Origin of the sequence: Comamonas fluminis, assembly GCF_019186805.1 — a bacterium.
GTDB lineage: Bacteria > Pseudomonadota > Gammaproteobacteria > Burkholderiales > Burkholderiaceae_C > Comamonas > Comamonas fluminis.
In genome coordinates, this window is record NZ_CP066783.1 from 105,397 (window position 1) to 127,915 (window position 22,519).

Genomic DNA, 22,519 nt, shown 5'->3' on the forward strand with positions numbered 1-22,519 from the left:
GAGGTTGGCGGGGATTTTGTTTTTAGCGTGGCAGTTGCGCTGGGCGCCCGATGGAGACATAGCCCAGCCCGTGGCTTGCTGGCAGCGCTGGCTCATAGAGGTTGCGGCCATCAAAGATCATTTTGTCGCGCAATGTCTGGGCCAGCAGATCAAAGTCCGGCGCACGGAATATTTGCCATTCGGTCACGATAGCCAGGCAGTCTGCACCCTGCACGGCAGCCAGAGGGCTGTCCACCAGTTGCAGATCGGCGCGCTCGCCATAGATGCGGCGCGCTTCTGTCATGGCCACGGGGTCATAGGCTTGCACCTTCGCACCCGCTGCCCAGAGAGATTCCAGCAAATTGCGGCTGGGCGCCTCGCGCATATCGTCGGTATTGGGCTTGAAGGCCAGACCCCACACGGCAATGGTCTTGCCTTGCAACTGGCCGTTGTAGAAGGCGTTGATGCGCTCGAACAGCACATTGCGCTGTGCGGCATTGCGGTCTTCCACCGCGTTGAGCAGCAATGGCTCGAACTCCACTTCCTTGGCGGTATGGATCAGTGCTTTCACATCCTTGGGAAAGCAGCTGCCGCCATAGCCCACGCCGGGGTAGATGAAGTGGTAACCAATGCGCGGGTCGCTGCCAATGCCACGGCGCACGGCCTCGACGTTGGCACCCAGCTTTTCAGCCAGGTTGGCGATCTCGTTCATGAAGCTGATCTTGGTGGCCAGCATGGCATTGGCTGCGTACTTGGTCAGCTCGGCGCTTCTCACATCCATCACCACAATCTTGTCGCGATTGCGGTTGAACGGCGCATACAGCTCGCGCAGCTTGGCTTCTGATGCGGCATTGCTGGTGCCGATGATGATGCGGTCGGGGCGCTGGCAGTCGCCCACGGCAGCCCCTTCCTTGAGAAACTCAGGGTTGGAGACTACATCAAAGTGATGCTTCACACCGCGTGCTGCCAGCCCTTCGGCAATCACGGCGGCAACCTTGTCAGCGGTGCCCACGGGCACGGTCGATTTATTGATGACGATGCGCGGGCCATTCATGTGCTGGGCAATGGTGCGGGCCACGGCCAGCACATATTGCAGATCGGCGCTGCCGTCTTCGTCGGGTGGTGTGCCTACGGCCAGAAAGATCAGCTCGCTATGCGCAACGCCCTCTGCGGCATTGGTCGTGAACTGCAAGCGGCCCAGTTGCTGGTTGTTAATGACCAGAGCATCGAGGCCAGGTTCATGAATGGGAATCTGGCCAGCCTTGAGGGCTGCGACCTTTTTCTCATCCACGTCCACACATAGCACCTGGTGGCCGACATCAGCCAGCACGGCGCCTTGAACAAGACCGACATAGCCGGTACCAAAAACAGTAACTTTCATACGCGATAAAAAGATCGATACCAATCCACAAAACGCTGCACGCCGGTGGTGACAGGCATGGCAGGCGAGAAGCCAACCCATGCCTGCAGTGCACGGGTGTCGGCGGATGTGCTGTGCATATCGCCGGGCTGTATGGGCATCATGCGCTTGTGGGCAGTGGTGCCAATGGCCGCTTCGATGGCAGCGATGTAGTCCATCAGCACCGTGGGTGAGTTGTTGCCAATATTGAAGATGCGATAGGGCGCGGTGCTGGTGCCAGGGTTGGGGTTCTGGCTGTCATAGCTGGCATCAGGTGTGGCAGGCTTGTTCAGCACGCGCATGATGCCTTCGACGATGTCGTCGATATAGGTGAAGTCGCGCACTAGCTGGCCTTCACCATACACATCAATGGTCTCGCCCGCCAAAATGGCTTTGGTGAACTTGAACAAGGCCATGTCAGGTCTGCCCCAGGGTCCGTACACCGTGAAAAAGCGCAGGCCAGTGGTCGGGATGCCATACAGATGCGAGTAGGTATGGGCCATCAGCTCATTGGCTTTTTTGGTGGCCGCGTAGTAGCTGATGGGGTGATCGACGGCATCGCTTTCAGCAAACGGCATCTTGGTGTTGCCGCCATAGACGCTGGAGCTGCTGGCATAGACCAGATGCTGGACCTTGTGCTTTCGGCAGCCCTGCAGAATGTTGCCAAAGCCCAGCAGGTTGGAGTCCGTATAGTCGTCCGGCTGGTCGATGGAGTAGCGCACGCCTGCCTGAGCGGCCAGATGCAGGACCCGGACGGGCTGTACTTCGGCAAACAGGGCCGCCATGCCCTGGCGGTCGGCTACATCCAGCTCCACAAAGCGGAAGTTGGCATGCGGGCGCAGCTCAGCAAGGCGCGCGTGCTTAAGCGCTACGTCGTAATAGTTGTTGAGGTTGTCGATACCCACCACGGACACGCCTTGCTCCAGCAATCGCTTGGCGCAGTGCATGCCGATAAAACCGGCGCAGCCGGTGATCAGGACAGTATTCATGGAGTGACCCAGAGGTATTGGTATTGCGCAGGTGTCGCGCTGGCTGGCATTTTTTCGAAGGGAATGCTCAGCGTTTGGGTGCTGGCCTGAGGCAGCACGGTAAAGACATCATCCCACCAGTGCGGGGCTGGCTTGTCAGCCCTGGTAATCAGCAGCACTGGCTGATCTTTGGTCTGCTTTGCCTGGCCCAGACATTGCTGCAGCTGTTTGCCGTCAGTGCAGCCCAGCGCATAGCTGGATGGAAACTGCGAATGCAGCATGGCGGCGATCATGTGATCCGAGCCCACAATCACGCCCTGGCCGCTGTAACCTGCATCACGTAACTGTGCCGCGAGCGCCTTGACGGGGTGGTTGAGTTCATCGGGGTCATTCTTGCGCCCGCCCTGCCAGGGGCGCAGCGTTGCCATGGTCAGAAAGACCAGCGCAAAGAGGATGACGATGCCTGTGAAAGCGCGTCCCACGCCTGGCTCCAGCAGGGCTGGTCGCCAGACATACAGAGCGAGTGGGGCAATTGCCATCAAGGGCAGCATCCAGCGCTGCTTGAAGTCTGTGACATCGGCGACCAGCACCATACCCAGCAGACAGGCCGCAATGATGAGCAGATAGCGCTGCAGCAAAGGCTTTGCCCAGTTGCTGGTTGCCAGTGGCTGCGGTGCTGCGGTCGATTTCCAGAGTCTGGAGCGATAGCTCAGCAAAACGGCGATCAGCCACAGGCCCAGAGTCGCCAGCAATGCCTTGGCCAGGTTGCCCAGACCTTTGAGATGAGACACCTCTGTAGAGATCGACATTTTCTGTACGGTCTCAGTGGTTGCCATACCCCAGTGGGATGCTAGCCAGGTGGCATGAGGCGCAAAAATCAGCAGACCCACCAGAGGTGCCAGCCACCAGCCTTTGGAGAAGATGGCGGAGCGAACTTGGGCCACCGTCATGGAGGCGATAAACAGCGCTGCGATCAGCATGGCATAGCTGTATTTGGAGAGCATGCCCAGCCCACAGAACAGGCCGATCCAAAGAAAGTTAATAGCACTGGGCGCTTTTATCTGGCGCAGTACCGCCCACCACAGCCCCATGGTCATGGCGGTAACCATCACGGTATGGGTCTGGTCACGCAGCGAATCCCAGCCGAAGGGCGGCATCAACAGCAGACTTCCTGCCACCCACCAGGCCCCTTTTTCATTGAGTAACTGGCGCCCTGCCAGCCAGGCCAGGCAATAGGTCACGGCAATCAAAATGTGCTTGAGCACCGCCAGCGCAAGCACGGACGGCCCCAGCAATTGACACACAGCCCACTGCATCCATGTGTACAGAGGCGGCTGCGGGCCATAGCCCAGTGCCAGACTCTGGGCCCAGAGAATTTGCTCAGACTCATCCCACTTCATGCCCGAAGAAATAACGACGCGGGAAACAATATGGGCAAGAGTCAGAAGCAGCAGGCCAAGCCAAGGCCTCTCATACAGCTTCTGTTGCCAGTCCTGAGAATTGGAGGATGAGTTCATGGGGCCGTGGTGTTGGGCAGGTACGCAAGGCAGATGGAGTGCGCACTCACGCTCATGCGGTGTCTGCGAAGCAAACGCTGAGTCTGACGAAATGGTACCGAGGGTATTCAGTTAGTATAGGTGACTGTTATCCCAATGCTGAGCATGACCTCCGTGCACGATTCAAATCCCGAAGTTTCCATCGTCGTTCCTGTTTACAACGAGTTCGACAACCTGCCCGATCTGGTGGCGCGCATCGACGAAGCCATGCGCAACCAGCCGCTGAGTTACGAGCTGATTGCGGTGGACGATGGATCAACGGACGGAAGTGCTAAGCGTCTGCGTGAGCTTGCCGAGCAGCACCCATGGGTGCGTGCAGTCTGCCTGGTGCGTAACTATGGCCAGTCCAGTGCTCTGCAGGCGGGTTTTGACCGCGTGCGTGGCCGCTATGTGGTGACGCTGGATGCCGACTTGCAGAACGAGCCAGGCGATATTCCCTTGTTGCTGGAACGACTGGAGAACGATCCGGATGTGGACATGGTCTCGGGCTGGCGCAAGAACCGCCAGGACAAGGCTCTTTCGCGTCGCTTGCCTTCCGTGCTGGCGAACAGGCTGATCTCCCACTTCACCCATGTGCAGCTGCATGACTATGGCTGTGCGCTGAAGGCCTATCGCCGCGAGATCATTGACCGCATTCGCCTCTACGGTGAAATGCACCGCTTCATCCCTTCGCTTGCGCGTGATGCGGGAGCTCGCATCACTGAGATTCCTGTGCGTCACCACGCACGCACGCATGGCGTTTCCAAGTACGGCATTGACCGCACCTTCCGCGTCATTCTGGATCTGATCTTCATCGTCTTCTTCATGCGCTTTCGCCAGCGTCCTCTGCATGCGTTCGGCGGCATGGGCCTGTGGCTGGCAACCCCCGGTTTTCTGATTCTCTTCTGGCTGCTGATTGAAAAGATCATGGGCGAGTCCATTGGCGGGCGCCCGCTGCTGATGGCCGGTGTCATGCTGGTGCTGATGGGCATGCAGTTCATCGCCGCAGGCCTGATTGGCGAGTTGCTGACACGTATCTATTACGAGTCTGGCAGTGGTCTTCAGTACTACGCCAAGGAATATGGCGCGGTTGAGACAGCCGAAGCACAACCGCGAGCGCCGAAACCAGTTACCACCGTATCGTGAACCGAGGCCACAAAGCAGCTGCCAAAGGTCTGCTGGGCCTGGCTCTGCTGGGTGCAGTCATCTATCTGGCCAACCCAGTACAGCTCTGGGGTCGTTTGCAGCAGGCCAACCCCTGGTGGCTGCTGGCGGGTTTGCTGGCCTCCATTGGGTCGAACATTGTCTCCGCTTGGCGCTGGCGTGCTATTGCCCAGTGGCTGGGGGCAGACATGTCTGTGGCGTCCAGCATGCGCTGGTACTTTCAGGCGATTGGCTTGAATGTGCTGCTGCCCGGCGCGGTAGTCGGCGGCGATGTCTATCGTGCAGTGGCTTTGCAGCGAACAGGACAGCCAAAGGCTGCAAGCAATCTGTCTGTGATTCTGGATCGGGTCAGTGGTTTGTGGATGCTTTGTGCTATGGGAGGATTGGGTGCGGCGGCCTGCGCTACGATCTTGGCACCTTGGCTACACATGCCTGTGATTCTATTTATTAGCCTGTTGCTGATGGGAACTACGGTGTGGCTGGTTTTGCCTTGGGGGCTGCTTCTGGGTATCCGTAAGTGCGGGATGAGACTTTCTTTCAGCTGGCTCGAGCCGGTTCGTCAAGCGGCTGAACGCCCTGACTTTTCTAGCCAACTTTGGGTACAGGCCTTTGGCTCGGCTTTGGTGCAACTGCTTTCAGCGACTGCTTTGGCTTGTGGTGCCGCTGCACTGGGTTTGATGCTTGAGCCTCAGGTGTGGGCTTTCACCATTGCTCCCATCTTTCTGATGGCAGCCCTTCCTCTTAGTGTGGGCGGTTGGGGGACTCGTGAAGCAGCGACAGTAGCCGCACTTGCTCCTTTTGGAGTACCTGCGGTAGTGGCGGTTGGTGTGGGCTTGCTTTATGGCATTTTTGCGCTGGCTCAGGGAGCACTGGGGGCTGCGGCGGTGGGCTTACCCGCTTCGCGCTCCTGAGCGCTAATCTCGTTTTAGCTGTTGAATATTGATATGCTGCACATCATTACTGATGAAAAATATACGTTGGCTGGATTTATTCTTCACCCTTTGCATGAAGAAAAAGAAGTTAATATTATTCAGTTTTCAAAAAAACGAAAAAATTTCATTGAGAAAGCAATAAGATATTTTGAATCTAAATTCTTTCTGGTAAATGGCGGTTTGAGCCTTCGTGAAGATACAAAAGCGGGATTAAAAAAAATATCAAAAAATGATAGTATATTATTTTTTGATATTGACTACATGAGAGATATTCAGCTTATCTCTCAGGCTATTCCAAAGGTGAAGAAAAAAAGCATATTCTTATGGAATCCATTACAAACCCATGATGGGAAGCTATCCAAGCTTCAGAGAAATCTCAAAGTATTTAAGAATCTCTTCGACAATGTTTCGACATTTGATCCTGTCGATGCAGAAAAATATAATATAAATTTGGTTGCTCAACCGTTCCTAGAGATTGATTTAAATAAATCAGAGAGAAAGATTGATATTTATTTTATAGGCTCGGATAAAGGTCGTTTAAATAAATTGATTGAGATTGAAAATATGGCGAAATCTCAAGGTCTGAAGTGTAATTTTCATATTACTCCTAGCAAGAGAATTAACTACTCTGAAGAGGAGAAGAAATATCTTAAGAGTTTTAATATATCTTATCCCGAGAATATCGATATTGCTAGGGATTCAAAATGTCTTCTGGAGATTGTGCAGGAAAATCAGGCTGGCCCCACGATGCGCTCAATGGAGGCAGCCTTCTTGAAATGCAAGCTGATTACAAATAGGAAATCGGCAAAGCATGATGTTTTTTATCATCCTAATAATACGTTGATTATTGAGGATGGAACTTCATATGATTTTAAAAGTTTTTTAGAATCTGAATATGTTAATTTTGAAAAAGAAATTAAAGAGACTCATTCCATAAAAAAATGGTGGCATCAGTTCAATTGATTTTTTTGGTGCTACTTCTTATATATGAGTAAAGTAGTGGAATGCTCAGTAAGAAAAATTGATATTCTCTTCTGACATATAGCGGAGAATTAATTAGGCTGTCTATTATTAAAATAATTATTAGGGCTGCTAAGGGGGCACCGTTGTTTTTGTCTCGATATCCTTGGCGCATCAGATACCAAAGAATTGCCAAATAAAAGAAGAGTCCTATAATTCCTAGTTCGACCCAGAACATCAAATATTGATTGTGCGGATGATATTTTGCAGTTTCATTGCACCAATATTCTGGGACAGTTTTGCACCATTGATGAGGGTAACTTCCAATACCCCATCCTGCAATGGGCTTTTGAGAAATTATTTTCCATGTTTGATCCCACATGTAAATGCGAGCACCTATGCTAGTAAGCTCTGGTGCCTTGTTGTTTTGAATGTCTGTAATCGCATTGTTTGCTTCTGTAACAGCCAACTTAACTCTGTCTGAGGCATGTTGAGAACTATAGAGAGCAATGGATACTGATCCAATAATGACAATCAGAACAGGCCATTTCCACTTGGATTGGATAGCCCATAAAGTGTAAATTCCTAATACACTTGTGAGTAGCACATAGCCTGTTCTTCCAATCGATAGGAATAGGATGGCATGAACACCCATGAAAAAACAAGTGGAAAAGAATATCTTCTGATGAAGGTTAATTGACTTCTTAAAAAAATCAAGTGAAAGAATAATGAAGAGGCATACGAAAAGATTTTGTGTAATGTAATCTCCCACAACAGTTTGATCATTCCCCCAGCCTTTGATGGTTGGGTTAGACCATGGAAGATTCCAGAATATATTTAAATGCATCGATATTACAATTAATAATATGGATGCAAAAAAAGCCTTGAGGCAGGCATCGCGTATATGCTTTTCATTCATTGCCGCAATGGCAAGTATGGAAAATATGTATTTATAATATCTCGATATGGAATCTGATGCGCTTGCACTCCAAATTTCAGGAGTATTGATTGTCTGGAAAATACATATAAGCAAAAAAGCAAGAATTAATTTTGTTAAAGGATCACTTAACCATTTTTTTATATTTTCTGATCTTAAATTAAATATTGCCCATGAGATCAGTCCTAGGCCTACAAGTGCAATGCCTTGATTGATCTTCCATGGAAATAAAAAATATCCAATAAATATTAATGAAAATGATAAGGCGTTAATTATTCGGTAGGCTGAGGACATTACACTTTTTTAAAAAATCTTATGAATGATGGCTAGAGATTTTTGCCGCCAAAGTCTCCACTGTTTTCTTAGGCCATAAGAAAACAGTCGCCCCTGTTTGCTCCGAGCCTTTATAGTACCACTGTCGATATCGCTTTCAGCACCTGTTGTTGAAACCAACGGAGGAACAATAGAAACACCAAGATTTTCCTGGCATTGCCATTCTCGCAGAGCATTGTCTACAGGGGCATAAATGGTTTGAGAGTATTCCAGAAATCGCTGGGCACCGGATCTTGTCCACACAATGCCTGTAGTTGTCATGGGAAAGTAATGTGCCTTGACAAGCTTATGTGTATCAATTTCTGTCAGTGTGGAGTAAATTTTATTTTTTTGAGCACCGAAGTTAATGACATCCCATTTGAGATTTTTTCCCTGTAGCCAGGACATCATTTTTTTTAATGTCTGCATAGCTTTGTTGGGAATGAAGACATCATCCTCAATGACAACGGCATAGTCATGGGCTGTGGCTAAAAATTGCCGAATGCACTCCAAATGACTGTAGTAGCAGCCCATTTCACCACCACGTAAACCTCGTCCCATATATGATTCGGCTTTTGCTTCATCGTAGTCTTTGAAATCTGACATGGATTTTCCACGACCATCAAAAGCTGATATTCGAATGAAATCTACGTCTTCTCGGGATAACTGTTCGGTGGCACTTTTCAGGCGCTCTGTGCTATCGTCCAAATTGATTAAATAAAAGACTGTACTCATGAGGTATCCGAGTGAGTGAATAGAGGTTGCTAGCTGAAGGCCAAAGCCCAAACATCAGCAGCCGCTGTAGTCACTAAAGTTAGCAAGTCGTGATGTGGCGACCAGTTAGAGCGGTTAACACAACCCTTGATATGCAGTTGCTTTGCATTGTTATCCGCTCTAAAAACAAAAGCACCTGGCTGCTCTGCTGAACAACCAGGTGCCCGGAATTGTGACGGGATCAATGTCCGCCAGCAAACACCTCGCCTGCCTTCAGGCGATACGCTGTACCGCAGTAGGGGCACTTGGCTTCGCCCGTCTTGGCGACGTCCAGATAGACCTTGGGGTGGCTGTTCCACAGCTTCATATCGGCCTTGGGGCTGGGGCAGAACACGCCGCCTTGGGCGTTGAGGTCCTTGGCAGCCAATTCGATAACGGTGTTTGTTGTCATGTTCTCGTTTCTTTCGCGTATTTCCAATGAAACATGGCCTGTAATACTGGCGCAGTTGAAGTCAGAAGCACCGGGCAGGCAGGTACTTGTCTCCGCATCCTGCCATTTTAGGGGGCCGGGCTGTCAGCTGCTGAAGATGTTGCTGCAGAGGTGGGCAGAGCTGTTGCAGATTCGTCCTTTTGTTCAGGGCGCTGCAGCGTCCATTTCATCAGGCGTCCGCCAACAAACTCGCAGGTGACATGCGATTGCGAGCCATCCGTCCAGCGATAAACCTCCGGCTCCTGACCCTCTTCGGACAGGCGCTGGCCCAGCGAGCGGGTCATGGCCACTACATGGACCATGGGCACCTTGGGCTTGAGCTTGGCGTTGAGCATCACGGCGCTGCCCACATAGCCGATGGGGCGGTTTGCCGCTTTTTTCATCACACTCATCAGGCGCGTGAAGTGCAGCAGCACCCACATGATGATGCCGCCAACCACGGCTGCTACACCGGGCCAGCCTGCCGAGCGGTGCGCTGCAATCACCAGCACGATTAGACCCAGCGGGACCAAAATATTACGTAAATTCATGGGCTTAATTGTCTTATGTCGTTCAGGTCTGTTGCCTGTGGGCAGTGCGTATGCCTCAATCGCTTGCGGGCTGCGGCGTTATTTAAAAAGCATAGCTGCTTGTCTATGCTCCCAAAGCAATACACATTGATATACGGATGATTTGCTTATGGGTACTGCGACAGCAGCTATCAAATTAGCCGATGCCTCGCACGATGTTCATGGCCTCATCCACACGCTCTACGGCATGGATGGTCAGGCCTGCAATCGCCTTCTTGGGTGCGTTGGCCTTGGGAACGATGGCGATAGTGAATCCTAACTTTGCAGCTTCCTTTAGCCGCTCCTGGCCGCGGGGGGCGGGGCGCACTTCTCCGGCCAGACCAACTTCGCCGAAGGCGATAAAGCCCTTGGGCAAGGCCTTGCCTCTCAGGCTGGAAGTAATTGCTAACATCACGGCCAGGTCGGCTGCTGGCTCATTGATGCGTACACCGCCCACGGCGTTGACGAATACATCTTGATCGGCGCAGGCCACGCCCGCGTGGCGGTTGAGCACAGCCAGCAGCATGGCCAAGCGGTCTTTGTCTAAGCCCACAGACAGGCGCCGTGCGGCAGGGCCACCCTGGTCCACCAGTGCCTGAATCTCCACCAGCATGGGGCGTGTGCCTTCCAGCGTCACCAGCACGCAGCTGCCGGGCACAGGCTCGCTGTGCTGGCTCAGAAAGATGGCGCTGGGGTTGGTCACGCCTTTGAGGCCTTTCTCCGTCATGGCGAATACGCCGATTTCGTTCACGGCGCCAAAACGGTTCTTGATGGCGCGCACCAGGCGGAAGTTGCTGTGCGTATCGCCCTCGAAGTACAGCACCGTGTCCACCATATGCTCCAGCACGCGCGGGCCGGCCAGCGCGCCGTCCTTGGTCACGTGGCCCACCAGAATGATGGTGATGCCTGTGGTCTTGGCCGCCCGTGTCAGATGGGCCGCGCATTCGCGCACCTGGGCCACGGAGCCCGGAGCCGAGGAGAGTTGGTCCGAATACACGGTCTGGATCGAGTCGATCACCACCACGGCAGGTTGAGTAGCCTCTACGGTGGCCAGGATTTTTTCCAGCTGAATCTCGGCCAGCACATTGACCTGGCTGTTATCCAGCCCCAGTCGGCGCGATCGCAGCGCCACCTGGGCACCGCTTTCCTCGCCCGTCACATACAGCGTAGGCAGGCTGATGCGATGCAGCGCATCCATGGCTTGCAGAAGGAGTGTGGACTTACCTATACCGGGGTCTCCGCCGATCAAGACCACGCCGCCTTCGACCACTCCGCCGCCCAGCACGCGGTCCAGCTCCTCAATACCGCTGGGTGTGCGGGCTACGTCCTGGGCCTCGATGGCGGACAGTGGCGTCACGGCCTGGGCATTGGCCAGGCCCGCGTAACCCTGAGGCTGGCTCAGGCGGTTCTTGCCACCCGAAGCGGATTCGGCCACTGTCTCGACCAAAGTGTTCCAGGCGCCACAGCTGGGGCATTTGCCCAACCAGCGCGGGCTGGTGCCGCCGCAGGCATTGCAGGTAAAGGTGGTTTTGTCTTTGGCCATGGGCGGCAACTATACCGACAGGCTCACCAATCTGATTGCCAGCCTGCCAGAGGCAGGGGTGACAAATCTCAGAGGGAATAACCATAAAAGACAAGCATTTATATAACTGCGCTGCATGACGCGCCAAACTGCGCTACAATTCATCTCATCGACACAGACACGGTGTAGACAAAAAATTACCGCGCGATGGAGCAGTCTGGTAGCTCGTTGGGCTCATAACCCAAAGGTCGGAGGTTCAAATCCTTCTCGCGCAACCAACAAAAAAGCCTTCTGAATTTCAGAAGGCTTTTTTCGTTTGCATCCCAGAAAACCGGCGTGCTCTGACAGAGAGATGCCGAGCAAGAGCCGCCTCGCGGCGAGGGCATCGTCCCCCTCCCATAGCGCGCAGCGCGTAGAGAGAGGGGGAAGGCGCGATAGCGCCTCAAGGGGAGTTCATAAAGAACTTCAGGGGGTGATCATGGATACAGTCCGCGCATCTCACGCGCATGGAGAATGCGCTTGCAGGCCACGATAAAGGTGGCAGTGCGCAGCGATACCTTGTGCTCCTGCGCCACGGCCCAGACGCCGGCAAAGGCCTCCTGCATGATGCGCACCAGACGGGCGTTGATCTCGTCCTCGGTCCAGAAGAAGCTGGAGAAGTCCTGCACCCACTCAAAGTAGCTGACCGTCACGCCGCCCGCGTTGGCGATCACGTCGGGCAGCACCAGCACGCCCTTGTCGGTGAGGATGTCGTCGGCTTCGGGAGTGGTGGGGCCGTTGGCGCCCTCAATCACCATCTTGGCCTTGATCTGGCCTGCGTTGTCCTTGGTGATCTGGCTTTCCAGCGCGGCGGGGATCAGGATGTCGCATTCCACGGCCCAGAAATCGGCGTTGTCCATGGCCTCGGCGCCCGCAAAGCCGCCCACACCACCGGTGTTGCCCACATGCTGCAGCAGGGCTGGCACATCAAAGCCGTTGTTGTTGAAGATGGTGCCGGTGTGGTCTTGCACCGCCACAACCTTGGCGCCTGCTTCGGCAAACAGCTTGCCTGCGGTTCCGCCCACGTTACCAAAGCCCTGCACGGCCACGCGTGCGCCCTGCAGGCTCAGGCCAGTCAGCTTGGCTGCTTCCACGCCCACGGTGAATACGCCACGGCCTGTGGCTTCCACGCGGCCCAGCGAGCCGCCCAGGTCCACCGGTTTGCCCGTGACCACGCCCGTAGCGGTGGCACCGGTGTTCATGGAGTAGGTATCCATCATCCAGGCCATGACCTGGCCGTTGGTGTTCACGTCCGGCGCGGGAATATCCTTGGAAGGGCCGATGAACAGGCCGATTTCGCTGGTGTAGCGGCGAGTCAGGCGCTCCAGTTCAGCAGTGGACAGTTTCTTGGGGTCCACGCGGATGCCGCCCTTGGCACCGCCGTAGGGAACGTTCACAGCCGCGTTCTTGATGCTCATCCATGCAGACAGGGCCATCACCTCGGACAGCGTCACATCCTGGTGAAAACGCACGCCGCCCTTGCCGGGGCCTCGGCTCAGGTTGTGCTGAACGCGGTAGCCCTCAAAGTGGGCGATGGTGCCGTTGTCCATCTCGATGGGCACATCGACGATGAGCATGCGCTTGGGGCGCTTGAGGGTTTCGACCCAGCGGGCCAGGGAGCCCAGATAGGGCGTGACGCGATCGACCTGCTGGAGATAGTTGCCCCAGGGGCCGAGGTGGTCGGGGTTCAGGTAAGAAGGCAGCGCATGGGCTTGAGACATGATGGGAGCCTGGTTGACTGATGTGCAGCGGCCTCGAAGAAGAGGGGCCGCCGTCCGGAATCACAGTGTGCGCGTGCTGTTTCTGGCTGTCCAAGGCCAGTTGTTTGCGGGCTTATGCATTTAATGCATAACGCTGCATCTCCGCTTTGCAGCTTGTGGTCAAGTGCGCAAGCGCTGACAGATGAAAGCGAAATTTGCCATCATCGCCCCATGGCTGAAAACAAAGATTGCTCCACCGGCTGGTGCGGCCCCGCGCCGTTTGCCAACACTCCCCCCATCGGTCTCGCCCCTGAACTGCAAACGCAGGAAGAGATGCTGCCTCAGTGGGAGGAACTGGCCCCCGACCTGCCGCTGGATGGCTATGCCACCGCCGATGCGCTGTGGTGGTCGCGCAAGCTGGGTGAGCCTCAGGCGTTGGGCTCTGATCTGGCGCCGCTGCTGGGCGATGAAGACACTGCCCGCGCGGTACAGCGCGCGCTGGCCCGCACCTGGGACTGGTGGCCTGCCGACCGTGCACCGCGCTACTGGAAGTCTGGCGGCGCGAGCCGCGAAGCCGCTTTGCTGCATGTGCCGCTGCCGGAAAACGGCATTCGCCAGGGGCAGGCGCTAGCCTCGGCGCCGGAGCCTGTTTTCAATCTGCGTGGTGCGGAGGCCGAGATCGCCCTGCGCATTGGCAAGGATGTGAGCGCCGAGCAGGCCGCCGCACTGGACGATGCGGGCGCACTGGCGCTGGTGGATGGTGTGACCGTTTCCATCGAATGGCTGGATGTGCGCTGGCGCGATGGGCTCAAGGCCCCGGCGCTGGCTTTGCTGGCCGATGGTCAGTGCCATGGCGGACTGGCGCTGGGTGAATGGCTGCCTGCCTCAGTCCTAGCCAGCCGCGACTGGTCGCAGCAGTTGTGCACAGTGGCTGTGAACGGTCAGGCCCAGATATTCACCGGCACCCACAGTCTGGGCGACCCTGCCTGGCTGCTGCGCGACTGGCTGCAGCATGTGGCGCGTGAATATGGCAGCGTGCCAGCCGGTACGGTGGTGACGACCGGTACCTGGTGCGGCAGCATGCCGCTGAATGCGGGTGACCTTTTCGAGGTGGAGTTCGACGGCCTGGGCCGTCTGGGGTGGCAGTTTTAAGCAAGGCTGCGCAGAACCCTGCATGGAATCATTCCTGATTTCATAGCTGCCAGCGCTTGTATTTATTGGGCTCTCGTGTTGCTTTGCCAATAGAGTGGCGGCCACACTGTGGTCGCTGCTCTGTTTTGAAAAGCAGGAAATTCCGGGGGCGTGAATGCGCCAAAGAACTCTCCAATCACTCACTTGATGACCAAGAGGGAGTTCAACAAGTGAGTGAGAGCGCAATCGCTGCACTGCAGCAAAGACTGGAGCTGGCCGAGGCCCGTCTGGAAATCATGGATCTGGAGGCCGAATACGCCAGAGCCTGGGATGCCGGCGATGCAGCAGGCTGGGCCGCCGTGTTCACGGAAGATGGTGTGTTCGATCTGGCCGCCGTAGGTCAGGGGCCGCGTCTGGTGCATACGGGGCGCCAGGAGCTGCAGGCCTTTTGCACGCAGGTGGATGCGTTCTACAAAGGCCTGCACTTCATGCACCTGCCGCGCCTGCAAATTGAGGGCGATACGGCGCAGGCGCGGGTGCATTTCCAGTGGCAGGGCTTGTTCAACGCTTCGGCCCAGTACTTCGGGCAGCGCACCGTGGTCGGTTACTACGATGTGACCTACCAGCGGGTGCAGGGCCGCTGGCTGATGAAGCACAGGCTGGAAAAAGCCGTCAGCGGCGTGACGACCGAGCACTACGACGTGTATCAGTCCGTCAGACCTGTGCAGGTCTGACGGGCGTGGGCTGCGGTCTTATTTCACCTTGATCTTGTCCAGCGCAGGGGCACCCGGCGGGTACTTCAGGTCAAGGTTGTTCAGTACCTCGCGCAGCACGGTGGCAATCATCAGATTGCGGTGGGTTTTGGAGTCTGCAGGCACGATGGTCCACGGCGCCCAGGGCGTGTGCGTGGCGCCCAGCAACTGGGCATAGGCCTGCTGGTACGCGTCCCACTGGGCGCGTACTTTCAGGTCGCCCTCGTCAAACTTCCAGTGCTTGCATGGGTCGTCCAGGCGCTCCTGCAGGCGCTCGCGCTGCTCGTCCTTGCTGATGTGCAGCATGAACTTGACGATGACCGTGCCCGTTTCGCTGAGCATGCGCTCGAAGTCATTGATATGGGCATAGCGCTGGGCTTGCTGTTCGGGTGTGATCCATTCGTTGACCACGGGCACCAGCACATCCTCATACTGGCTGCGGTTGAAGACCACGATCTCGCCTGCGCCGGGCATCTGCTGGTGAATGCGCCACAGATAGTCGTGGGCTTTTTCGGTCTCGGTGGGCGCTTTCCAGCCCACCGTGCGCACGCCCAGCGGCGTCATCTGGCCAAAAACGCCGCGCAGTGTGCCGTCCTTGCCTGCGGCATCCATGCCTTGCAGGATGACCAGCAGCTTGAAGCGGCGGTCTGCGTAGAACACGTTCTGAATTCCATCCAGCTCGGTGGCGAGCTTGAGCACGCTTTCCTTGTCGTGCTGCTTGCCCTTGTCCGAGGAAAAAGGCTTGGCCGACGGGTCAAAGGAAGCAAGGTCAATCGCAGCGGCTCCAGTTCTGGCCCCGGCTTCACGTGTCTCACGGCTATCGCGGGGCTGGCCGGGTTGCCATTGCTGCCACAGCTTGCGCAGCGCCTTGTGCTGGCTGTGGAAGGGATAGACGTTGATGCCGTTGTCGCCGGGCTTGTGCGCTGGCTCATTGGCAGCGGTAACGGCTGCGGCTGGCGCCGCCTCGGCCTCTGCAGGTCGGGGTGGCTTGGCAGGCGCAGTTTTGACAGCGGGAGTTTTGACGGCCGCTGTCTTGACGGCAGGCCGGGCGCTTTTTATGGACTCGCTGGTGGGAAACGGCAGGGTCTTGGCAGCAGGGCCTGTTTTGGCGGGTACGGCTTTGACGGGAGGCTTTGCGGGCGGGCGGGGCATGGGTAAAACTCCTGTGCGGGGCTGCGGTTGCTATGGATAGACGAGCGCAATGCGCTTCTGTTTACTGCGCTTGAAGGTGTTTTGCCACAAAAGACCTGGCTGTGTCGTCAGCAATTGTCTGCTTGTCTTTCGCGCAGCAGTTGCACAAAGCGGCGCGTGGCCAGCCCTTGTGCGCGTTCCTTGGACCAGACCCAGTCTACAAACAGTGTGGTGCCGTTGCTGAGGTTTTGCACCGGAATTTCCTGCAGCATGCCGGTGTTGATGTGGGGCTGAACTAGGCTGCGCGGCAGCCAGCCCCAGGCCAGGCCCGCGTGAATCAGGGACAGCGCCGCCTGGTGGCTATCGGTGCGCCACAGCTGGCGCGCAAAGACAAAACGCGGGTCGGTTTGCTGCGGGTCGCGGCTGGCTACCAGCACCTGGCGGGTGGCGGCCAGTTGCTCCACCGATAGCTGGGCCTGCGGGCCCAATTCGGCCAGCGCCTGCTGCCAGGGCGTGAACTGCGGGGACATGACGGCCACCAGCGTTTCGCGCCCCATTTCCTGAAAGCCTTCGCGCCCGTCCATGGCGGGCCGCTCAAACACCAGCGCCAGATGGGCGCGGCCCGCGTGAAGCAGCTCCAGCGCATCGGTTTGCGGTGCGGCCAGCACCTCGATGGGCAGGGCGGGAAACTCTTGCACCAGCGTTTGCAGCGGCTCAGTCCAGGTGGTGGTCAGCAACTCGGGGGCAATGGCCAGTGTCAGGCGCTCTTCCAGCCCTTCGTGCAGGGCCTGGGCCTGCCAGTTCAGCTGCTGCAATTGCTCTGCCAGCAGGCGGGCCTGCGGCTCCAGCGCACGGGCGGCAGCGGTGGGCACAGGCTCGCGCCCGCGCCGGTCGAACAGCTGCAGGTCCAGCTCGGCCTCCAGCTGGGCGATGGCCATGCTGACGGCGGATGGCACGCGCCCCAGCTGGCGCGCGGCAGCCGAGAAAGAGCCAGCATCGAGCACGGCAAGAAAGAGTGGAACCTGGTCTGCAGCAAAAGGCATGGCGCTGATCTATCAGAAAAATTGAAAAGAACTGACTTTTATCTTCAATTTTCAGAACATACACTGCGCAGCTATGTCTCAACAAGCCCCAGCGATGGCATCCGCTTCTTCTTCTGCCGCTTCTTCGTCTCACATCGCCGCCGCTGCTGCTCCCACCCAAGCCACAGGCCTGCAAGGCCCCAAGCGCCGCATTCTGTATGTCGGTCTGTACGAGACCATCGCCATCATCGTCTCCAGCCTGATTTTCATGGCCATTGGCCAGAAGGCCAGTGACTCCGGTGTCATGGCGGTAGCGGCATCTGTGATTGCCATTTGCTGGAATCTGACCTTCAACCATTTGTTTGAAAAATGGGAGTCGCGCCAGAGCGTCAAGGGTCGTTCCGTGTTGCGCCGTGTGGTGCATGCCGTTGGCTTTGAAGGCGGCATTGCTGCCATGCTGATTCCGCTGATGGCCTGGTGGTTTGATATCTCGCTGTGGGAAGCCGCAGTGATGGAAGCAGGCCTGCTGGTGTTCTTCATGGTTTACACCTTTGCCTTCAACTGGGTTTTTGACCGTATCTTTGGCCTGCCAGCATCGGCCCAGAAGCTGGCGGAGTAAATACGAAAATATGGCTGTAGTGCTTGAAGATAAAGCGCTGTCAGCTATTAAATTAAAAGCAATTGCTGCATAAAAAAGGGCGGGTCATCAGACCCGCCCTTTTGCATTGAAAGACCTCAACGGGTCAGCGCAGCAGACTGATAAAGCCCTGCAGCACGAAGGCGTTGATGATGTCGATGAAGAAGGCTCCCACCAGCGGCACGATCAGAAATGCCTTGTGCGAGGGGCCGTACTGGTTGGTAATGGCCTGCATATTGGCAACGGCCGTGGGCGTGGCGCCCATGCCAAAGCCGCAGTGGCCAGCGGCCAGCACCGCGGCGTCGTAGTTCTTGCCCATCACGCGGAAGGTGATGAAGGCCGCATACAACGCCAGCATAAGGGTTTGCGCGGCCAGAATGATCATCAGCGGGCCGGCCAGATCGGTCAGCTCCCACAGCTTGAGCGACAGCAGCGCAATCGCCAGATAGATGGACAGCGAGGCATTGCCAAACACGTCAATGGCACGGTCAAACACCTTGAAGCCAAACACATAGTCCAGCACATTGCGAATCACCACACCGCCGCCCAGCGCCCAGACAAAGGTGGGAAGCTGAATGGCGGTGCCCTTGGTCACCGCCGTCATGAATTCGGCAAAGGCCATGCAGCCTGCAAACAGGGCCAGTGTTTCCACGGCTGCATCGGCGGTAATCAGGCGCGGCGCCTTGTTGGACGATTCGAAATTGGCAACTTCGTTGCCCTCAGGCACCGTGCTGGCGCTGTAGCTCAACTGCTCGTCATCGGTGCGCGGCGATGCCAGCTGGTTCTTGGTAATCAGGCGCTTGGCCAGCGGCCCACCCAGCAGGCCGCCGATGACCAGACCAAAAGTGGCGCAGGCAATGCCCAGCGTGGTGGCGCCGGTCAGGCCGTGTTCGTTCTCCAGCACAGAACCCCAGGCACCTGCTGTGCCGTGCCCGCCGACCAGGGTGATGGAGCCTGCGACCAGACCAATGAGAGGGTCCAGCCCTAGCATGGTGGCCAGGCCCACGCCCACGGCATTTTGTGCGGCGATGAACACGACAATCACGCCCAGGAAAATAAACAGGCCCGAGCCGCCTTCGCGCAATTTGCCGAAGTTGGCAGACAGGCCAATCGACGAGAAAAACACCAGCATGAAGGCCGACTGCAAGCTGCCTTCAAAGCTCACCGTCAGACCGGTAACCTGGTGCAGGATGAAAATGCTGACTGCCACGACCAGACCACCTGAGACGGGCTCGGGAATATTGAAGTCGCGCAAAAAGCGGATGTGCCGCGTCATGAACTTGCCAAGCAAGAGCACGAGGACGGCCATGATGAGTGTGTAGTACGCGCCAAAGGTCACGTTCATAAAAGAAATCTCCAGAGGTTCCAGAAAGCGTCTGGTGGGGCAGCCGGCTGCGTAGCGGCGGGTTGCTGGTGCGTAATGCAATGCGGGGGGAGTGCACCGATGGTGCCAAAGCCCGCAAAAGGGCAGAGTAGGTGCGTATCCAGTTGTAGCGACAGCAGTCCATGAGGGTTGGGTGCTGCCTGAAGGCCTGTTGTGCACGAGGTTCCGAGCATCACAGCCATACCCTGAATATGCATTGAAATGCGATGTCTGCATTCGCGGTTGAAGAAATTTCCTGGGAGAGCGATTACTTTTTCAGAGCCCGTTGCTTCTATCTGCGATAGGCAAGTGCAGGTCAAAGCAGGGCTGAGCCCACGACAAAGCACCACCCCTTAGAATGACGGGCTTCGCCTCGAGGAGCGCTGCAGCTGCTGCCATGCATGGCCGGTCAGGCTCGGGGTCGGCAGGACATGTTCCTGTCTTATCAACGGCGCTCACCTGTTTTCGATTCTGTTTCTGGTTTTCACACAGGTGAGCTGATGTCTGCTGTTACCCCTTCCACCGCCATTCCTCCCATGCGCCTGTCGGGCCTGGAGCCCGTGTTCATTGGCGACGACACGCTGTTCGTCAACGTGGGCGAGCGCACCAACGTCACCGGCTCCAAGGCCTTTGCGCGCCTGATCCTGAACGAGCAGTACGAAGAGGCCCTGGCCGTGGCCCGCCAGCAGGTGGAAAACGGCGCCCAGGTGATCGACGTGAACATGGACGAAGCCATGCTGGACAGCAAGGCCGCCATGGTGCGCTTTTTGAACCTGATTGCCTCCGAGCCCGACATCGCCAAGGTGCCGGTGATGGTGGACAGCTCCAAGTGGGAGGTGATCGAAGCCGGTCTGCGCTGCCTGCAGGGCAAGGGCATCGTCAACTCGATCTCCATGAAGGAAGGCGTTGACGAGTTCAAGAAGCACGCAAAACTGGTCAAGCGCTACGGCGCGGCTGCCGTGGTGATGGCCTTTGACGAAAAAGGCCAGGCCGACACCTTTGCGCGCAAGACCGAGATTTGCGAGCGTGCCTACCGCATCCTGGTGGATGAAGTGGGCTTTGCGCCCGAGGACATCATCTTCGACCCCAACATCTTTGCCGTGGCCACCGGCATCGAAGAGCACAACAACTACGGCGTGGACTTCATCGAAGCCACGCGCTGGATCAAGCAGAACCTGCCGGGCGCCAAGGTGAGCGGCGGCGTGTCCAACGTCTCTTTCTCCTTCCGTGGCAACGACCCGGTGCGCGAGGCGATTCACACCGTGTTCCTGTACCACGCCATCAAGGCGGGCATGGACATGGGCATCGTCAACGCCGGCATGGTGGGCGTGTACGACGATCTGGAACCCCAGCTGCGCGAGCGCGTGGAAGACGTGGTGCTGAACCGCCGCCCCGACGCTGCCGAGCGCCTGCTGGAGATTGCGGACAGCGCCAAGGGCGCCGCCAAGGACGACAGCAAAAAGCTGGAATGGCGCGGCACGCCGGAGCACCCCAAGACCGTCAACGAGCGCCTGTCACACGCGCTGGTGCACGGCATTACCGACTTCATCACCGAAGATACGGAAGAGGCTTACCAGAAAATCGTGGTGCAGGGCGGTGGCCGCCCGCTGCACGTGATTGAAGGGCCGTTGATGGATGGCATGAACATCGTGGGTGACCTGTTTGGCGCCGGCAAGATGTTCCTGCCCCAGGTGGTGAAATCCGCCCGCGTGATGAAGCAGGCCGTGGCCCATCTGGTGCCTTACATCGAAGAAGAAAAGCGCCAGCAGGAAGCTGCGGGCCTGGATGTGAGCAGCAAGGGCAAGATCGTGATCGCCACCGTCAAGGGCGATGTGCACGACATCGGCAAGAACATCGTTACCGTGGTGCTGCAGTGCAATAACTTTGAAGTCATCAACATGGGCGTGATGGTGCCCTGCCACGAGATCCTGGCGCGCGCCAAGGCCGAGGGCGCAGACATCATTGGCCTGTCCGGCCTCATCACCCCCAGCCTCGAAGAGATGCAGTACGTGGCGGGCGAGATGGACAAGGACGACTACTTCCGCATCAAGAAGATTCCGCTGTTGATCGGCGGCGCCACCTGCTCGCGCGTGCACACGGCCGTGAAGATTGCGCCCAAGTACGACGGCCCGGTGGTCTATGTGCCCGATGCTTCGCGCTCCGTCAGCGTGGCGCAAAGCCTGCTGGGCGAGAACAAAGACAACTACCTGCAGGAAGTGCAGGCCGACTACGACAAGGTACGCACCCAGCACGCCAACAAAAAAGCCACACCCATGTGGTCGCTGGACAAGGCCCGCGCCAACGCCACGCCGGTCGATTTTGCGCAGCACGCGCCCGTGGTGCCCCGCGCTTTGGGCCGCAAGGTGTTCAAGAACTTTGATCTGGCCGAGATCGCCCAGTACATCGACTGGGGCCCGTTCTTCCAGACCTGGGATTTGGCTGGCCCTTACCCCGCCATCCTCGACGACGAGATCGTGGGCGAGCAGGCCCGTAAGGTGTTTGACGACGCCAAGGCCATGCTCAAAAAGATCATCGAAGGCCGCTGGCTGCAGGCCAATGGCGTGATGGGCCTGTTCCCCGCCAACCGCGTGGGTGACGACATCGTGTTCTACACCGACGAATCGCGCACGCAGGTGCTCTCCACCTGGTACGGCATGCGCCAGCAGACCGAAAAGCAGGCGATTGATGGCGTAATGCGCCCCAGCCGCTGCCTGAGCGACTTTGTGGCCCCTAAGGACACCGGCATTGCGGACTACGCCGGCATGTTTGCCGTCACCGCCGGCATTGGCGCCGAAAAGAAGGACAAGGAATTTGAAGCTGCGCTGGACGACTACAGCGGCATCATGTTCAAAGCCCTGGCCGACCGTCTGGCCGAAGCCTTTGCCGAATGCCTGCACCAGCGCGTGCGCAAGGACTTGTGGGGCTACGCGGCTGAGGAGAACCTCAGCAACGAGCAACTCATCAAGGAACAGTACCAGGGCATCCGCCCTGCGCCCGGCTACCCCGCCTGCCCGGACCATACGGCCAAGATCGACCTGTTCAAGGTGCTGCAGGCCGACGAAATCGGCATGACGCTGACGGAGAGCCTGGCCATGAACCCGGCCTCCAGCGTCAGCGGTTTCTACATCGGCAACCCCGATGCCGTGTACTTCAACGTGGGCCAGATCGGCGAAGACCAGCTGGCCGACATGGCGGCACGCCGCGATATGGATATTGAAGAGCTGCGCCGCTTCCTGGCGCCGAATTTGGGCTGATCGCTGATGATGTAAAAAAGGCCGCTGACG

Annotated in this window: 19 protein-coding genes, 1 tRNA gene and 1 riboswitch; of the genes, 8 read left to right on the forward strand and 12 right to left on the reverse strand. The window is 57.0% G+C overall.

Going from position 1 to position 22,519, the window contains the following annotated elements; translation table 11 throughout:
* Positions 1-22 precede the first annotated feature (22 nt).
* Genes JDW18_RS00745 through JDW18_RS00755 form a run of 3 tightly spaced genes read right to left on the reverse strand, consistent with a single transcriptional unit; the run spans position 23 to position 3,863 of the window.
* Complete coding sequence (locus JDW18_RS00745) at positions 23-1,360, reverse strand: UDP-glucose dehydrogenase family protein (RefSeq protein ID WP_218241884.1); 1,338 nt, start codon at positions 1,358-1,360, stop codon at positions 23-25.
* Positions 1,357-2,367, reverse strand: coding sequence for an NAD-dependent epimerase (locus JDW18_RS00750; protein WP_218241885.1), 1,011 nt, complete (start codon positions 2,365-2,367; stop codon positions 1,357-1,359). Before JDW18_RS00750 ends, JDW18_RS00745 begins: the two co-directional genes overlap by 4 nt.
* Positions 2,364-3,863, reverse strand: coding sequence for an ArnT family glycosyltransferase (locus JDW18_RS00755; protein WP_218241886.1), 1,500 nt, complete (start codon positions 3,861-3,863; stop codon positions 2,364-2,366). The genes JDW18_RS00750 and JDW18_RS00755 overlap by 4 nt, the downstream gene beginning before the upstream one ends.
* A 144-nt stretch (positions 3,864-4,007) precedes the next feature.
* Here JDW18_RS00755 and JDW18_RS00760 point away from each other — a divergent pair, with 144 nt between their 5' ends.
* Genes JDW18_RS00760 through JDW18_RS00770 form a run of 3 tightly spaced genes read left to right on the forward strand, consistent with a single transcriptional unit; the run spans position 4,008 to position 6,940 of the window.
* On the forward strand, positions 4,008-5,027 hold the full coding sequence (locus JDW18_RS00760) for a glycosyltransferase family 2 protein (RefSeq protein WP_218243727.1): 1,020 nt from the start codon (positions 4,008-4,010) through the stop codon (positions 5,025-5,027).
* On the forward strand, positions 5,024-5,956 hold the full coding sequence (locus tag JDW18_RS00765) for a lysylphosphatidylglycerol synthase transmembrane domain-containing protein (protein ID WP_218241887.1): 933 nt from the start codon (positions 5,024-5,026) through the stop codon (positions 5,954-5,956). Before JDW18_RS00760 ends, JDW18_RS00765 begins: the two co-directional genes overlap by 4 nt.
* 33 nt (positions 5,957-5,989) lie before the next feature.
* Positions 5,990-6,940 carry a WaaS/CpsH family glycosyltransferase gene (locus JDW18_RS00770; protein WP_218241888.1) on the forward strand — a complete coding sequence of 317 codons (951 nt, stop codon included), beginning with the start codon at positions 5,990-5,992 and terminating at the stop codon, positions 6,938-6,940.
* On the opposite strand, the gene JDW18_RS00775 is transcribed toward JDW18_RS00770, so the two are convergent.
* From JDW18_RS00775 to radA, 5 genes are all read right to left on the reverse strand, one after another.
* Complete coding sequence (locus tag JDW18_RS00775) at positions 6,933-8,168, reverse strand: O-antigen ligase family protein (RefSeq protein WP_218241889.1); 1,236 nt, start codon at positions 8,166-8,168, stop codon at positions 6,933-6,935. The two genes, JDW18_RS00770 and JDW18_RS00775, sit on opposite strands and share 8 nt — an antisense overlap.
* Before the next feature lie 9 nt (positions 8,169-8,177).
* A complete protein-coding gene (locus JDW18_RS00780; RefSeq protein WP_218241890.1) occupies positions 8,178-8,921 on the reverse strand; it encodes a glycosyltransferase family 25 protein in 744 nt (247 codons plus the stop codon).
* A gap of 220 nt (positions 8,922-9,141) precedes the next feature.
* A complete protein-coding gene (locus JDW18_RS00785) occupies positions 9,142-9,351 on the reverse strand; it encodes a zinc-finger domain-containing protein (RefSeq protein ID WP_218241891.1) in 210 nt (69 codons plus the stop codon).
* A gap of 107 nt (positions 9,352-9,458) precedes the next feature.
* Complete coding sequence (locus JDW18_RS00790; RefSeq protein WP_218241892.1) at positions 9,459-9,920, reverse strand: glycerate kinase; 462 nt, start codon at positions 9,918-9,920, stop codon at positions 9,459-9,461.
* Between the two features lie 175 nt (positions 9,921-10,095).
* Positions 10,096-11,481 carry a DNA repair protein RadA gene (gene radA / locus JDW18_RS00795; protein ID WP_218241893.1) on the reverse strand — a complete coding sequence of 462 codons (1,386 nt, stop codon included), beginning with the start codon at positions 11,479-11,481 and terminating at the stop codon, positions 10,096-10,098.
* Positions 11,482-11,661: 180 nt separating this feature from the next.
* Here radA and JDW18_RS00800 point away from each other — a divergent pair.
* Positions 11,662-11,738 (forward strand) — tRNA-Met (locus JDW18_RS00800).
* A gap of 198 nt (positions 11,739-11,936) precedes the next feature.
* Here JDW18_RS00800 and JDW18_RS00805 read toward each other — a convergent pair.
* Complete coding sequence (locus tag JDW18_RS00805) at positions 11,937-13,220, reverse strand: Glu/Leu/Phe/Val family dehydrogenase (protein WP_218241894.1); 1,284 nt, start codon at positions 13,218-13,220, stop codon at positions 11,937-11,939.
* Positions 13,221-13,430: 210 nt separating this feature from the next.
* On the opposite strand from JDW18_RS00805, the gene JDW18_RS00810 reads away from it, so the two are divergent.
* Both JDW18_RS00810 and JDW18_RS00815 read left to right on the forward strand, forming a co-directional pair.
* Positions 13,431-14,351 (forward strand): fumarylacetoacetate hydrolase family protein, encoded by a 921-nt coding sequence (locus JDW18_RS00810; RefSeq protein ID WP_218241895.1) that lies wholly within the window; start codon positions 13,431-13,433, stop codon positions 14,349-14,351.
* A gap of 209 nt (positions 14,352-14,560) precedes the next feature.
* The gene (locus tag JDW18_RS00815) at positions 14,561-15,064 is read left to right on the forward strand and encodes a nuclear transport factor 2 family protein (protein WP_246610193.1); all 504 of its coding nucleotides are present in this window, start codon (positions 14,561-14,563) and stop codon (positions 15,062-15,064) included.
* A gap of 18 nt (positions 15,065-15,082) precedes the next feature.
* Here JDW18_RS00815 and JDW18_RS00820 read toward each other — a convergent pair whose 3' ends face one another.
* Entirely contained in the window at positions 15,083-15,982 is a 900-nt protein-coding gene (locus JDW18_RS00820) for a PPK2 family polyphosphate kinase (protein WP_218243729.1), read from the reverse strand.
* A 359-nt stretch (positions 15,983-16,341) separates the two neighbouring features.
* A complete protein-coding gene (locus JDW18_RS00825; RefSeq protein ID WP_218241896.1) occupies positions 16,342-17,256 on the reverse strand; it encodes a LysR family transcriptional regulator in 915 nt (304 codons plus the stop codon).
* Between the two features lie 94 nt (positions 17,257-17,350).
* Between JDW18_RS00825 and JDW18_RS00830 the strand changes: the two genes are divergently transcribed.
* Entirely contained in the window at positions 17,351-17,854 is a 504-nt protein-coding gene (locus JDW18_RS00830) for a PACE efflux transporter (protein WP_218243730.1), read from the forward strand.
* Between the two features lie 124 nt (positions 17,855-17,978).
* On the opposite strand, the gene gltS is transcribed toward JDW18_RS00830, so the two are convergent.
* On the reverse strand, positions 17,979-19,217 hold the full coding sequence (gene gltS, locus JDW18_RS00835; RefSeq protein WP_218241897.1) for a sodium/glutamate symporter: 1,239 nt from the start codon (positions 19,215-19,217) through the stop codon (positions 17,979-17,981).
* Between the two features lie 387 nt (positions 19,218-19,604).
* Positions 19,605-19,699, forward strand: a riboswitch (S-adenosyl-L-homocysteine riboswitch).
* A 36-nt stretch (positions 19,700-19,735) separates the two neighbouring features.
* Between gltS and metH the strand changes: the two genes are divergently transcribed.
* Positions 19,736-22,489 (forward strand): methionine synthase, encoded by a 2,754-nt coding sequence (gene metH, locus JDW18_RS00840; RefSeq protein WP_218241898.1) that lies wholly within the window; start codon positions 19,736-19,738, stop codon positions 22,487-22,489.
* Positions 22,490-22,519: the final 30 nt, after the last annotated feature.

Excerpts from the sequence above, each read along its gene's own strand:
- JDW18_RS00745 (WP_218241884.1), bottom strand. The coding sequence starts at position 1,360 with ATGAAAGTTACTGTTTTTGGTACCGGCTATGTCGGTCTTGTTCAAGGC.
- JDW18_RS00750 (WP_218241885.1), bottom strand. The coding sequence starts at position 2,367 with ATGAATACTGTCCTGATCACCGGCTGCGCCGGTTTTATCGGCATGCAC.
- JDW18_RS00755 (WP_218241886.1), bottom strand. The coding sequence starts at position 3,863 with ATGAACTCATCCTCCAATTCTCAGGACTGGCAACAGAAGCTGTATGAG.
- JDW18_RS00760 (WP_218243727.1), top strand. The coding sequence starts at position 4,008 with ATGACCTCCGTGCACGATTCAAATCCCGAAGTTTCCATCGTCGTTCCT.
- JDW18_RS00770 (WP_218241888.1), top strand. The coding sequence starts at position 5,990 with ATGCTGCACATCATTACTGATGAAAAATATACGTTGGCTGGATTTATT.
- JDW18_RS00775 (WP_218241889.1), bottom strand. The coding sequence starts at position 8,168 with ATGTCCTCAGCCTACCGAATAATTAACGCCTTATCATTTTCATTAATA.
- JDW18_RS00780 (WP_218241890.1), bottom strand. The coding sequence starts at position 8,921 with ATGAGTACAGTCTTTTATTTAATCAATTTGGACGATAGCACAGAGCGC.
- JDW18_RS00785 (WP_218241891.1), bottom strand. The coding sequence starts at position 9,351 with ATGACAACAAACACCGTTATCGAATTGGCTGCCAAGGACCTCAACGCC.
- JDW18_RS00790 (WP_218241892.1), bottom strand. The coding sequence starts at position 9,920 with ATGAATTTACGTAATATTTTGGTCCCGCTGGGTCTAATCGTGCTGGTG.
- radA (WP_218241893.1), bottom strand. The coding sequence starts at position 11,481 with ATGGCCAAAGACAAAACCACCTTTACCTGCAATGCCTGCGGCGGCACC.
- JDW18_RS00805 (WP_218241894.1), bottom strand. The coding sequence starts at position 13,220 with ATGTCTCAAGCCCATGCGCTGCCTTCTTACCTGAACCCCGACCACCTC.
- JDW18_RS00810 (WP_218241895.1), top strand. The coding sequence starts at position 13,431 with ATGGCTGAAAACAAAGATTGCTCCACCGGCTGGTGCGGCCCCGCGCCG.
- JDW18_RS00825 (WP_218241896.1), bottom strand. The coding sequence starts at position 17,256 with ATGCCTTTTGCTGCAGACCAGGTTCCACTCTTTCTTGCCGTGCTCGAT.
- JDW18_RS00830 (WP_218243730.1), top strand. The coding sequence starts at position 17,351 with ATGGCATCCGCTTCTTCTTCTGCCGCTTCTTCGTCTCACATCGCCGCC.
- gltS (WP_218241897.1), bottom strand. The coding sequence starts at position 19,217 with ATGAACGTGACCTTTGGCGCGTACTACACACTCATCATGGCCGTCCTC.
- metH (WP_218241898.1), top strand. The coding sequence starts at position 19,736 with ATGTCTGCTGTTACCCCTTCCACCGCCATTCCTCCCATGCGCCTGTCG.